This is a genomic window from Chryseobacterium sp. AG363 (assembly GCF_003610675.1).
Lineage (GTDB): Bacteria > Bacteroidota > Bacteroidia > Flavobacteriales > Weeksellaceae > Chryseobacterium > Chryseobacterium cucumeris.
This window is the reverse complement of the sequence record NZ_RAQF01000003.1, coordinates 26,374-40,032: the sequence shown is the minus strand read 5'-3', so window position 1 is coordinate 40,032 and position 13,659 is coordinate 26,374. Positions and strand designations below refer to the sequence as shown.

General features: G+C 37.4%; 12 protein-coding genes. All 12 read right to left on the bottom strand.

Annotated features, from left to right (window positions below; all coding sequences use genetic code 11):
• Positions 1-73: 73 nt before the first annotated feature.
• The 12 genes from DEU39_RS13045 to mraZ all read right to left on the bottom strand — a co-directional run bounded on the left by DEU39_RS13045 (position 74) and on the right by mraZ (position 13,439).
• Entirely contained in the window at positions 74-1,042 is a 969-nt protein-coding gene (locus DEU39_RS13045; protein ID WP_062672643.1) for a cell division protein FtsQ/DivIB, read from the bottom strand.
• A 65-nt stretch (positions 1,043-1,107) separates the two neighbouring features.
• Complete coding sequence (murC, locus tag DEU39_RS13040; RefSeq protein WP_120232263.1) at positions 1,108-2,466, bottom strand: UDP-N-acetylmuramate--L-alanine ligase; 1,359 nt, start codon at positions 2,464-2,466, stop codon at positions 1,108-1,110.
• A 144-nt stretch (positions 2,467-2,610) separates the two neighbouring features.
• Complete coding sequence (locus DEU39_RS13035) at positions 2,611-2,904, bottom strand: GIY-YIG nuclease family protein (RefSeq protein WP_120232262.1); 294 nt, start codon at positions 2,902-2,904, stop codon at positions 2,611-2,613.
• Positions 2,905-3,010: 106 nt separating this feature from the next.
• The gene (murG, locus tag DEU39_RS13030) at positions 3,011-4,105 is read right to left on the bottom strand and encodes an undecaprenyldiphospho-muramoylpentapeptide beta-N-acetylglucosaminyltransferase (protein ID WP_120232261.1); all 1,095 of its coding nucleotides are present in this window, start codon (positions 4,103-4,105) and stop codon (positions 3,011-3,013) included.
• A 1-nt stretch (position 4,106) separates the two neighbouring features.
• The gene (locus DEU39_RS13025; RefSeq protein ID WP_120232260.1) at positions 4,107-5,345 is read right to left on the bottom strand and encodes an FtsW/RodA/SpoVE family cell cycle protein; all 1,239 of its coding nucleotides are present in this window, start codon (positions 5,343-5,345) and stop codon (positions 4,107-4,109) included.
• 22 nt (positions 5,346-5,367) lie between these two features.
• Positions 5,368-6,705, bottom strand: coding sequence for a UDP-N-acetylmuramoyl-L-alanine--D-glutamate ligase (murD, locus tag DEU39_RS13020; protein WP_120232259.1), 1,338 nt, complete (start codon positions 6,703-6,705; stop codon positions 5,368-5,370).
• Positions 6,706-6,766: 61 nt separating this feature from the next.
• A complete protein-coding gene (gene mraY / locus DEU39_RS13015) occupies positions 6,767-8,008 on the bottom strand; it encodes a phospho-N-acetylmuramoyl-pentapeptide-transferase (protein ID WP_034693896.1) in 1,242 nt (413 codons plus the stop codon).
• Positions 8,009-8,085: 77 nt separating this feature from the next.
• The gene (locus DEU39_RS13010) at positions 8,086-9,546 is read right to left on the bottom strand and encodes a UDP-N-acetylmuramoyl-L-alanyl-D-glutamate--2,6-diaminopimelate ligase (RefSeq protein WP_120232258.1); all 1,461 of its coding nucleotides are present in this window, start codon (positions 9,544-9,546) and stop codon (positions 8,086-8,088) included.
• 57 nt (positions 9,547-9,603) lie between these two features.
• Positions 9,604-11,595 (bottom strand): penicillin-binding transpeptidase domain-containing protein, encoded by a 1,992-nt coding sequence (locus DEU39_RS13005; protein WP_120232257.1) that lies wholly within the window; start codon positions 11,593-11,595, stop codon positions 9,604-9,606.
• Complete coding sequence (locus DEU39_RS13000) at positions 11,579-11,944, bottom strand: FtsL-like putative cell division protein (RefSeq protein WP_002981890.1); 366 nt, start codon at positions 11,942-11,944, stop codon at positions 11,579-11,581. Before DEU39_RS13000 ends, DEU39_RS13005 begins: the two co-directional genes overlap by 17 nt.
• Before the next feature lie 91 nt (positions 11,945-12,035).
• Positions 12,036-12,929, bottom strand: a complete 894-nt coding sequence (gene rsmH, locus DEU39_RS12995; RefSeq protein WP_062672634.1) for a 16S rRNA (cytosine(1402)-N(4))-methyltransferase RsmH — start codon at positions 12,927-12,929, stop codon at positions 12,036-12,038.
• Between the two features lie 51 nt (positions 12,930-12,980).
• Positions 12,981-13,439: a division/cell wall cluster transcriptional repressor MraZ gene (gene mraZ, locus DEU39_RS12990; protein WP_062672632.1), complete on the bottom strand. Its 459-nt coding sequence runs from the start codon at positions 13,437-13,439 to the stop codon at positions 12,981-12,983.
• Positions 13,440-13,659 lie beyond the last annotated feature (220 nt).

The window sequence follows — 13,659 nt, the reverse complement described above, 5'->3', positions numbered from 1 at the left end:
ATCGATTTGATTTTTTCTACTTTTTTATCTATAAGGATAGGCTCCTATTTGTGTATTAAATGCCCTGAGGGACTTATTCTATTTTTACTTTTGCCTTAGGCTTGGACTGCGCCTTGACGGGAGGCTTTTTCTCTGCTTTTTTAGTTTCTTTTGTTTGTCCTTTCGGTTTGGTACTCTCTTTCGGTTTTACCGAGGTGGAGCTGGTCTTTTTTACCTCTGCTATTTTGGGTTTAGCTTCCGTCTTTTTAGCGGCTGTTGGGGAAGGAACTTTTGCCAATTCCATCTTTCCTGCCTTTAAAATACTGTCATTTTCTTTAAAATAAGGGTTTAAAGTAGTGACAATCTGATTCTGATATTTCACCGAAACCATGCTGTATTTCTGAGGGTCCTGATACACAAGGTATTTTTCCACAAACGTTTTAAATCCTTTTACTTTAAAATCAATATTATCAAGGTCTCCAATTTCCACTCTATAATTTCCTTCACTTGTCAGAAGGCTATAGCTGTCTTTACTTTTTGAGATTCCGATAAAGTATTTCTTACTGAAATCATCTTTATCAATTTTTTCTACCAGTTCTGCCAGCTTCTCATATTCATCAGGCTTTACGTTTCCTGTTACCAGCATACATGGGTGGGAATAGGTTCTTGAAATAGGGAATTCAACTCCTTTCTCATCCACATAAAAGTCTTTTCCGTCTTTATTTAATCTGAAAACAGGCACTCTCTGTTTGATATCCAGATTCAGCTTTCCGTTCAAGTTCAGATAAACATTGGCGCTGTCTACCGCTGGTAGGGAATTGATCTTTTTTTCCAAAGAAGGAATATTGAGATCTCCCACTTTTCCTGAAGGATTTTCTTTTTTTACAATTTCCCTGATATCTTTTTCATCAACAAAATATACCGGAGTTTTCTCGTTCATTTTTACAGAAATCTTGTTATCCGTAATCTGCTCACGGCTGAATCTCCTCAATGAGAAGCTCAGTAACAATCCCAGGATAATTACGGTGACAACAATTTTTAATATTCTGTATTTATTTTTCATACATTTTTTGTATTCATGTATTTATGTAAAATGTATTCATGAATACGTAAATACATTATTACTTTTTATAATTTATTTATCCATTCACAAATAGGGTCATAAAGGGTGTCTATATTTCCTGCGCCTACCGTAAGAAGGATGTCAAAATCTTTTTCTTTTATTTTTTCAAAAGCACTGGATAATGTTGATACTTCTTTTTTATCTAATGTTACTTTGTCCAGCAGCCAGTTTGAAGTGATTCCTTCAAAATTTTCCTGAAGTTCTCTTGCAGGATAAATATCAAGAAGAATGAGTTCATCTGCCTTACTTAAGCTTTCCGCAAATCCGTCTGCGAAATCTCTTGTTCTGCTGAAAAGGTGAGGCTGGAAGGCTACCAGAAGTTTTTTATCCGGATAAAATGTTCTGATTGAGCTCATTACAGCATTGATTTCTGTAGGGTGGTGAGCATAATCATCAATGTAAATTTTACCGTTTTGATAAATATGTTTGGTATATCTTCTTTTAATTCCCTTAAAATTGGCAATTGCTTTTTTCAGCGTATCAAAATCTGCGCCTAAATTATGCAGGATAGCCAGTGCTGCAGTGGCATTTTCCACATTATGAATTCCCGGAATTTCCCAGACAAAATCTTTTATTGTTTCCGTTGGAGTATGGAAGTCAAAATAAATTTTATCATGCTCCATACGCAGGTTGTCTGAATAATAATCTGCAAGCTCATTTACCGCATAAGTTTGATGCCCTCTGCCAATTTCCAATCCTTTTCTTACAAAAAGTTGTTTGTCTTGAGGAACTAAAGCTGCAAACTGTCTGAATCCTTCTTCAATATGATTAATGTCTCCATAAATGTCCAGGTGATCTGCATCTGTAGAAGTTACTACTGCCCAGTCCGGAGAAAGGTTCAGGAAGCTTCTGTCATACTCATCTGCCTCTACTACAGAATAGGTAGAACCGTTGTACAGGAAGTTGGATTTAAAGTTTTCAGAAATTCCTCCCAAAAAGCATGAGAAAGGAAGGTCGGCCTCTTTACACAAATGAGCTACAAGGGTAGACGTGGTGGTTTTCCCATGAGTTCCTGCAATGGCAATACAGTCTGTATTTTCAGTAATTAAGCCTAAAACTTTAGCACGTTTTAAAACTTCAAACTGATTTTGATTGAAATAATCCAATATTCCAAGCGTTTTGATAGCCGGAGTATAAATTACCAACGTATCTTCTTTCTGAAGGGAAGTAATCCTTTCATCAATAAGATCTTCAAAAACAATATCAATGCCTTCATTCATCAGATTCTGAGTAAGCTTTGTATTGGTTTTGTCGTAACCCAATACTTTTTTTCCGGATGCATTGAAATAGCGGGCTAATGCACTCATTCCTATACCTCCGATTCCAACGAAGTAAAAAGTCTGATATGTTTGTAAAATGTTCATTTATATTTTAATCTTTAATAACTCTTTAACCAGTTCAGAGTTTTATTACTAATATTTTATATTATAAGGCTTTCATCAACTTACGCTAGTGACTCGTTAATGAATTAAATTTTAACGGTGTCAGGCTGAGCTTGTCGAAGCCTTCTAATCTTTCATCCTATTTTTTGATAGCAGTGGTAATAAATCCCAGTTATCATTTATTATTGCTTCTTTCTTTTTCCTACTCCAGCCTTTAACTTGTTTTTCAAATCTTATAGCTTGATTAACATCATTAAACTCATGGTAGAAAACAAGTTCCACAGGTTTTCTTGTATACGTGTAACTTTCAGGATTTAATCCGTCATTATGTTCGTTAATTCTTCTTTCCAAATCATTGGTAAAGCCTGTATAGTAAGAATTATCGGAACATTTTACAATGTATACATAATATATTTTCATTCATTAGTGTTTGCTTATTGGCCCTTCGACAAGCTCAGGGTGACACCTCTAATACTAACTGTTTTATTTACTCATGTTAGGCTGAGCTTGCCTAAGCCTTTCCTAATTATTTTATTACGTTAAAAATCTCGTCTACAATCTCTTTTGCGGCATTAGGTTTGGCAAAATATTTCAGATTGTCGGACATTTCTTTTCTTATCCTTTCATTTTCGCAGATTTCTGATAATGTATTCCAGAATTTTTCCTGCATTTCAGAGTCTTTTACCATTCTGGCAGCATTTTTTTCAACCAGGTTCATGGCATTTTTGGTTTGATGGTCTTCCGCTGCAAAAGGGAAAGGTACCAAAAGCACCGGCTTTTGTGCTACAGCCAACTCTGAAATGGCAATAGCTCCGGCTCTGGAAACAATGATATCAGCTGCAGAATACGCCAGTTCCATGTCTTTGATAAATTCTTTCAAATGAATGGAAGCTGGAAGCTGGAGGCTGGAAGATAATTCTTTGTAATCCAACTTTCCTGTTTGCCAAATTAATTGATATCCTTTTTCTTTCAGATTCTCAATATTTTCTTTCCAGGCATTATTCAATGTTCTGGATCCCAAAGAACCTCCTACAGAAAGAATCGTAAGTTTATCTTTATCCAATCCCATTTTCTCTTTTGCCTGAGCGGTTTCCTGCATTCCTGAAACAATATTCTCACGAATCGGATTTCCCAGAAACTTTATTTTCTCTGTAGGAAAGCCTTCTACTTTTGGGTAGGCTGTGAAAACGGCTTTGGCTTTCTTGCTTAAAATTTTATTGGTTACCCCAGCGTGAGCGTTCTGTTCCTGTATGAAAATCGGAATTCCCATTTTGCTAGCTTCATAAAGAGCAGGTCCACTGGCAAATCCTCCTGTTCCTACAGCAAAATCAGGAGCGAAGTTTTTGATAATCTTTTTAGACTTTGATAAACTTTTCAGAATCTTAAAAGGAAGTCCCAGGTTGGATAACAGATTACCTCTGTCGATTCCTGCGATATCAATTCCTTCAATTTTATAGCCTGCCTGAGGAACTTTTTCCATTTCCATTTTTCCGTTGGCACCAATGAACAAAAATTCTGCATCAGGAAATCTTTTTCTGATCTCATCAGCAATGGCAATGGCCGGGAAGATATGTCCTCCTGTTCCTCCGCCGGATAATAATATTCTTAATTTTTTGTCCATTTTAAGCGATATCGTTTATTTCTGCTATACTTTGTTTTTTGCCCATTCCTTCTTCATCATAAATCTGAATTCTTGAGCTTATATTTAAAATAATACCTAACTGTAAATAGGTCACCAGCATGGATGTTCCTCCATAACTAATTAAAGGCAGCGGCTGTCCTGTTACCGGGATTAGGTTTACAGCAACGGCAATATTTACCGAAAGCTGAATGAAGATCATTACCCCGAGACTGAGCACGAGCAACGATCCGAAAAATGCCGGCATTTTACTGGCAATCATTACAATCCTGATCATCATAATCAGGTACAAACTGATCAGAAAAGCGGCTCCTATCACTCCATATTCTTCTACAATCACTGCGAAAATAAAGTCGGAGGCAGATTGCGGAAGCATTTGTTTCAATGCACTTTTCCCTGGCCCCATTCCGGTAATTCCGCCGTGTACAATAGCTGCTTTGGCCTGCATTACCTGATAATTTTTTGCTTTTACACTTTCATCATCTGCATCTGCTGTTTTGGCTTTGCTTGATGTAAAGGTTTCAATACGGCTCATCCATGTGTGAACACGGTTTCCACCGATCATATTGGTATTTAAAGCAATCAATAAAAAGAACACAATGGCTACAAATGATGCGGAGATAAATCCTGCAATGTATTTCCAGTGAAGCTGTCCTATTATGAGAACCACTACGGAAACCATTAAAATCATTAATGCCGTTGAACCGTTATCTTTGGCTACCAATACAAAAACAAGCAGGATAGGCCCGAAAATATACATGATATTCTCTATCGGAAGCCTTTCCCTGGTGATCTTTTTGGTCAGATACCTGCACAGATAGATGATCAGCATTAAAAAGGCAAATGATGAAGGCTGGAAAGAGATTGGTGTTCCCGGAATTTTCAGCCATCTGGAAGCACTTGCTCCATCAATGGTTTGTCCGGTAAACATGGTAACAATCAACAGAATAATCATCAGGCCGAGCAGGATACTGCTGAGCTTTCCGATGTATTCATATTTTATAGTTCCTACCAGTCTCATAATGGCTAGTCCCAGAACTACAAAGAACATATGTTTGATAACGTGGCCTGTTGTGGTCCCGTTATTGACAATGTATTCGAGATTTGAACTTGCAGAGTATACCGGGAAAATAGAGAAAATGGAGATCACAAGGATGACCATCCAAAGTACTTTATCGCCCTTTAGAAATTCAAATCTGTTTTCTGTGTTCTGTTCGTCCATATTTAATGCTATTGGCTAATGGCTAATGGCCATTGGCATTTAATACCTGTTCTTTAAACTGGCGTCCTCTGTCTTCATAGCTTTTGAACAAGTCAAAGCTTGCGCAGCATGGAGATAATAAGACCGTGTCGCCTTTTTTAGCCAGTGATTTTGAAATTTTCACGGCTTCTTCCATACTTGAAGTATCATAAATAAGCTCTTTTTTATCTTTAAAGAAATCGATGATCTTCTTGTTATCTACTCCAAGACAAACAATTGCCTTTACTTTTCTTTTGACTAAATCTTCAATTTCGGTATAGTCATTTCCTTTATCTAAACCGCCAACAATCCATACGGTTGGTGTTTTCATGCTTTCTAAGGCATAGTAAGTAGCATTTACATTGGTTGCTTTACTGTCGTTGATGTATTTTACGTTATCAATTTCAGTAACGAACTCTAATCTGTGCTCTACGGCCTGGAAGGTCATCAATGAATGTCTGATGCTTTCATTGTTGATTTTTAATATCTTACCGGCAATAGATGCTGCCAGGCTGTTGGCTACATTGTGATTTCCCAGCAGAGACAATTCATCAACTTTCATTGCGAATTCGTCTTTCATTTTTACCACAATTTCATCATCATTCACAAAACCTCCTTCCGTTAATTTCTCTTTGGTTGAGAAAGGAATCATTTTCGCCTTTATTTCAAGCTTTTCAAGAAGATTTTTACTCATTTCATCATCCTTGTTGTAGATGAAGAAGTTATCATTCTCCTGGTTTTCTGTGATTCGGAACTTGGCCAGTGCATATTCTTCATAATTGTAGTTGTACTGATCCAGGTGATCCTGAGACAGATTCAACAATAAAGAAATATAAGGTCTGAAATTCTGAATATCATCCAATTGGAAAGAGCTTACTTCCAATACATAGTATTCATGGTTTTCATCCGCCACCTGCTTCGCAAAGCTGTATCCGATATTTCCTCCTAAACCTACATTCAATCCGTCATTTTTCAGGATGTAGTAGATCAGTGAAGTTGTGGTTGTTTTTCCGTTGCTTCCGGTAATGGCAATGATCTTTGCATCTGTAAATTCTGAAGCAAATTCAATTTCAGAGGAAAGTCTGATTCCTTTTTCATGAATTTTATTGATGATATCAGCCTTTTTTGGAATTCCCGGGCTTTTTACGATCCAGTCAGCATTTAAAATCCTTTCTTCATCGTGGTTTCCTTCTTCAAATTCAATTTCATTTTCGGTAAGAAACTGCTTATAGTTATCCTTAATGGCTCCTTTATCTGAAAGAAATACTTCCAGACCTTTCTTTTTAGCCAGATAAGCAGCTCCACATCCGCTTTCTCCACCTCCTAAAACAACTATTTTCATATTATAAAAGCTTTATGCTATAGGCTTTAAGCTTTATGCTTATTGCTTACAGCTTTTATTTTTATCTCATTTTTAATGTGATCAGACATACAATGGCCAATATTACCCCGATGATAATCATTCGGTTCACGATTTTACTTTCGTGGAACCCTTCCTTTTGATAGTGATGGTGTAATGGTGACATTTTGAAGAGTCTGTTGTTTTGGGCATATTCCAGCCCATATTTTCTTTTTCTGTATTTGAAAACAACTACCTGAAGCATTACAGACAGGTTTTCAATTAAGAAGATTCCGCATAATACGGGAATCAACAATTCTTTTCTTAAAATGATGGCCAAAACGGCAATTACTCCTCCCAGCATCAAACTTCCGGTATCTCCCATGAAAACCTGCGCAGGATAAGTGTTGTACCAGAAGAATCCAATTACAGCACCTACCATTGCGACTGCAAAAATGGTGGTTTCCCCCATGTTGGGAAGGAACATGATATTGAGATAGTCTGCAAAGATGATGTTCCCGGAAAGGTAAGCGAAAAGAGCCAGTGTGAGCAGTATAATAGCACTTGTTCCTGCTGCAAGACCATCAATTCCGTCGGTGATGTTGGCTCCATTGGAAACGGCTGTTACAATGAAGATTACAATGGGAATAAAGACAATCCATGCCCACTCATGGGCATCTTTATCATTCATCCAAAACAAAATTCCACTATAATCGAATTCATTATTTTTTGCAAAAGGAACAGTGGAAACGGTAATTTTTTCTGTAGGCATAAAGTTTTGCTCTACATTGTTCCTGTTCACTACTTTAGCATCTGCATATTTTCTTTTAACGGTAATATCCGGGTGGAAATACATTGTAATTCCGACAATTAGCCCTAATCCGACCTGTCCTACAATTTTGAATTTACCACTTAAACCGTCTTTATTTTTTTTAATCTTCTTTAGGTAATCATCAAGGAAACCAATAGCACCCATCCAGAACATAGAAACCAACAGCAGCACAATGTACACATTGGTGATTCTTGTAAACAGCAATACAGGAATGATGGTTGCCAAAATAATGATAAGCCCTCCCATGGTAGGAGTTCCTTCTTTTTGTTTCTGCCCATCCAATCCCAGATCACGCACCAATTCTCCCATTTGTTTTGTTCTCAAGTAATTGATTACTCTTTTTCCGTAGACAAGAGCAATAATCAATGAGAATAGTACAGCCATTCCGGCACGGAAGGAAATGTATTTCAACAATCCTAATCCCGGAACGTGAATTCCATGGTTGGTTAGATATTCGTATAGATAGTATAGCATAGTTTCAATTGTTAATAAATGATCATTGATAATTGATGAATGATTGAACAATTATTCTTTCAGTTATCATTTGTAATTTATTTGCTCATTAATTTCCAAAGCTCATTAATTACTTCTTTGTCGTCAAAATGATGTTTCACACCATTGATCTCCTGATAGTTTTCGTGGCCTTTTCCGGCAACTAAAACGATATCTTTAGGTTCTGCAAACTTGATGGCCATTTTTATGGCTTCTTTTCTGTCTGGAATTGAAGTGTATTTGCTGAAGTTCTGTGGTTCAACGCCTGCTTCAATTTCTTTGATGATCTGCGCAGGATCTTCTGTTCTCGGATTGTCTGAAGTGATGATTGCCAGGGTTGATTTTTTAGTGGCAATATTTCCCATTTCAGGTCTTTTGGAGTGATCTCTGTCTCCTCCGCAGCCGAATACGGTGATTAATCTTTCGTTTTTGGTTCTGATATCGTTGATGCTGTCCAGAATGTTTTCCAAAGCATCCGGAGTGTGTGCATAATCTACGATAAAGAAAATTCCACCATCGGATTTGAAGGTTTCAAATCTTCCGGAAACTCTTTTTAATTTGCTGATAGCCTGAAGAATTTCATCCTGCTCAAAACCTAGTTCAGCAGCAATTCCAAAGACAAGCAGTAAATTATATACATTGAATTTCCCGGTCAGTGTTGTCCAGAACTCTTTTCCGTTGAAGTTCAACAGCATTCCGTTGAAATCCACTTCCAATAATTTCCCGTGATAGTCTGCCATGGTTTTCAAAGCGTAAGACTTCTTTTTAGCCTTGGTGTTCTGAAGCATGACATTCCCGTTTTTGTCATCCACATTGGAGATGGCAATAGCGGTATCTTCTAATTGATCAAAGAATCTTTTCTTTGTTTTTAAATATTCTTCGAACGTTTTATGATAATCTAAATGATCATGAGTAAGGTTGGTGAAGCCTGCTATTTTGAAGTGTAGTCCTTCAATTCTATTTTGGGCAATTCCGTGTGAGCTTACTTCCATGAAAGCAAATTCGCATCCTTTTTCTACCGCTTCCGCCAAGATCCTGTTGATGGTAATCACATCAGGAGTGGTGTGGGTTGCCGGAATAACTTCTTCACCAATTCTGATTTCAACAGTAGAAAGTAAAGCGGCCGGATATCCAAGGTTTTTGAAAACATCAAAAAGAAGGGTCGAAACGGATGTTTTTCCGTTAGTTCCTGTAACTCCTATCAGTTTTAATTTCTGAGAAGGATTTCCATAGAAGTTTGAAGCAAGATGACCAAGGGCTTTAGAAGAATCTTTTACCTGAACATAGGTTACATGTTCCACCAATGTTTCAGGGAATTCTTCGCAAACAATTGCGGCAGCTCCTTTTTCAATAGCAGAGGCAATGAATGAATGACCATCCACTACTGTTCCTCTCATGGCAATATAAAGAGAGTTTTCTGTAACCTTTCTGCTGTCGATCACCAATTCAGTTACCTCACGGTTATTATCACCGTGGATTTCCAGTACTGGGATTCTGTTTACTAATTCTGTTATAATCATCTTTATCAATAAGGTCTTGCCTTATTTTGGTTTAAATGGTTCTTCCGAAACCTTATTTTAATTTTGCAGAGATAAATAAATTCTCTGGTTCTTACTGATCGTGGTGCCTTCCAGAGGGAATTGTTCTTTAATTCTTCCTACTCCTTTATAATCGACACGGTAGCCTAAGTTTTCCAGCTGCGGGATTACATTTTTCCCGATTAATCCTACCACATTAGGCATTTGTTTATCATTGACCGCTACTTTAACATTAGGCTCCACCATTTTGCTAAGGTTTACCTTTTTGTCTACAAGCATTTCTTTTTCAATATTCTGAGGCGTTTTCAGGAATGTTTTTCCTGCAATTTCCTTAAACACCGGCGCTGAAACGGAACCTCCATAAAATCCTTTTGCGGTATTAGGTTCACTGATCATGACATAGCAAGTATATTTTGGAGCATCAGCTGGATAGAATCCTGCAAACGATGCACGATATTTCATTGGGCCAGGCAGCCAGTATTCGAATCTTGCGGTACCTGTTTTTCCTGCCATTTTCAGGTTGGGAGTAAAGATGCTTCGTCCGGTTCCCTTTTCTACTGCTTTGGTTAAAGCACTGGTCATCATTTTAATAGCTTTTTCAGAAGCCATTTTGTTTACCATTACTTCAGGTTTTGCGTTGTACATCACTTTTCCGTCTTTCATGATTTTATCAATGAATAAAGGCTTAAGCATTTTTCCTCCATTGGCAACTCCATTGTAGAAGGTTGTCAGCTGCAGCAGGTTGATGTTGGAAGAGTATCCGTAAGAAATGGAAGCCAGTGTTGCGGCATTCCATCTTTTATTTTGTGGTGTCACGATCTTCGGTTTTGTGATTCCCGGAAGCTCGATGTCCATTTTATCAAATAATTTCCAACGTTTAAGGTGATCAAGAAAAATCTGTGGCTTTTCAGCATAATACTTTGTGATCAGTTTGGCCGTTCCTACGTTACTGGACTTCGCCAATACATCACTGATATCGTATGTTCCTCCTCCGTGGCCGTCAGAGATTCTCTGTTTTGCATAGACCCAAACTCCGTTTCCTACGTTTACCGTTGTGTTTTCATCGATAAATCCATCGTCCATTGCTGCCAGAAGCGAAATGGTTTTAAAAGTAGATCCGGGCTCGATATTATCTTTCAGCGCGTAGTTGTAAGAGTCTTCGTATTCTCCTTCTTCTGTTCTTCTTAAATTAACAAGAGCACGTACTTTTCCGGTTTCCACTTCCATCACAATCACGGTTCCGTGCTTGGCTTCGAAATTAATCAGTTGCTTCTCAAGTGCGGAGTGCGCAATGTCCTGAATTCTAAGGTCTAAAGTCGTATAAACATCTTCTCCGTCTACCGGTTCCTGAACTTTCCAGAAGTCGATCGGTTTCCATTGGGAAGAATTGATTCTTTGCTCCAGCCTTTTACCGTCTGTTCCGGTTAAATATTTTGAGAAAGCACCTTCCAGTCCGGATTTAAGCTCACCGTTGTCCATACCGATGGTTCCGGCTCCGATTTCTGAAGTGGCCAATTCTCTTTTATAGTTTCTGTCAACAATAAATCCTCCTTTATTTTTTCCTCTTTTGAAGATTGGAAACTTTCGGATTCTATCGTATTGATCGAAATCCAGCCCTTTTACCAAAGTATAGTACTGGTTTTTCTTTTTCTTCTGCTCGTCAAACTTCTGTCTGAATTCACTTCTTGGTTTTCCGAACATTTTGCTCAAGGAATCAGTTAGCGCTCCGATATTGTTGGAGTACACCGTATCTTTCATTGTTTTGAAATCAAGATAGATGTCATATCTCATCACCGTTGTAGCAAGAATAGAACCATCGGAAGCAAACAAATTACCTCGGGCAGCTTTTAAAGTGGCCTCACGATAGTTTTTATTAATGTAATCATCTTTTATTTCCTGGACATTGGTATTCTGAAGGATGACAATCCTTGCCAAGAACATGACAAACACGCACAAAGCTACCACTGCAAAGAGGTAGCCCCATCGTAACGTTTTCTTACGTTTATTGTCGTATTCATTTTGCTTTTGCATCTGTACTATCCAGTTTTATTAGCAATTTGTGAGGGTGGTTTTCCAGGGTCATCAATGAATCCCGGGCAACCTCTTTCCCCAGCTCTGATTCCATTTTTACTTTGATCAGCTTACTCTGGGCGTAAGCGTTTCGTGATTTGTATTCTTCTGTTTCTTCCTTTAAGGCGTTTACAATTTTTATTTTTTTATTGACGAGATGGTTAGTATAAATCATGGCCATCATCAGAACGAACAAGAGAAGAAAATACTTGTAATGTATTTTGATCTCATCACGATTCAGAAAGTTTCCTTTTATAATGTCTATAAAAGTGAGTCTTTTCTGGGGACGATTTGTTGTTCTTTTTGCCAATTTATGATGTCAATTTGCTTCGCAGTGAATTTACTTCGTGTCAATAGTCAATTTTATTTTGCTAAATGATTCACGATTCACTCATTCACATTTATACTTTAATTCCCGTTCTCATTTTGGCACTTCTTGCTCTTGAGTTTTCTTCGATTTCCTGATCGTCAGGAATGATCGCTTTACTCTTTATCAATTCGAATGCCTTTTTATAATTTCCGTAGATATCTCTTTCCGGCTCTCCTTCGAACATTCCGTTTTTCAGGAATCTTTTTACCAAGCGGTCTTCTAAAGAGTGATAGGAAATAACGACTAATCTTCCTTCCGGTTTTAAAACATTATAAGCCTGAACCAGCATTTCTTTCAATACTTCAAGTTCCTGGTTGACTTCAATTCTTATCGCCTGAAAAAGCTGAGCATAGAATTTATTCACCTTGTGAGGCGGAATATAGCTGAACAATTTTTTCAGATCTTCCGTCGTATCTATACTTTTAGTTTTTCTGTGATGAACAATTTCTCTCGCCAGCTTTCTTGCTTCTCTTAATTCCCCATAGTGATAGAAAAGATCTGCAAGTTCACTTTCTTCATATTCATTAATCACTCTTTTGGCATCCAGATTCTGCATTACATTCATTCTCATATCCAAAGGAGCATTGCTTCTTGTAGAGAAACCTCTGTCTGCTTCATCAAACTGGTGAGAAGACACGCCTAAGTCTGCCAAAACACCATCCACCTGTGAAACTCCATACATCAGCAATGAGTTTTCCAGAAATCTGAAATTCTGATTCACTAATGTAAACCTGGCATCATCAATTGTATTTTTAAGTGCATCCAGGTCCTGATCAAAACTGAACAATCTCCCTTTGTCGGAAAGTCTGCTCAAGATTTCTCTTGAATGGCCTCCGCCTCCAAAGGTGCAGTCCACATATATTCCGTCAGGATTCGTTACCAAATCATCAACACTCTGCTTCAACAAAACGGGGTTATGATACATGCTTAATTGTGTTTTTTATTTACTATATAATCAATTAATAACCTACAACAGTTATTCTTCATCGAAAGAGCCCATCACATCTTCGGCAAGGCTTGCAAAATCAGCTTCGTTAGTGGAGATTACCTTTTCATAGGCATCTTTATCCCAGATTTCGAAGAGTTCTCCTGCACTGGTAATCACAATGTCCTTTTGAAGATTTGCGAAAACTGTCAGGTCTTTGGAGATCTGTAATCTTCCTGCATTATCCAATTCTACTGTTTTTACTCCTGCCGTAAACATTCGTATGAAATCAGCATTCTTTTTTATGAACCTGTTCAGTTTATTAATTTTACCCATCAGTTTGTCCCATGCATTCATAGGATAAACTTCCAGACAAGGTTGGAACACAGATCTTTTGACTACAAACGCCTTATCGTCGAAGTTTTCCATCTGTTTGATTAAAGATGAAGGAACTTTTAAGCGGCCTTTGTCGTCAATTTTACACTCATATGTCCCAATGAAATTTTTCATTTGGGACAAATTTATATAATAATTTCCAAAATTTCCCACTTTTTCCCACTTTTTGACTCAATGTTAATAAGTTTTATTAAAGATTGAATTTCAATAATGTAAAATGCTGATATGAAGAGACTTGTTAAAAGTGCTATTTAGGCCATAATAAAGCGCGTTTGAAAAAAAAAGTTAAAAAGGAGAATATTATATTATTTTTATCTTAAATTAGGATAATCAA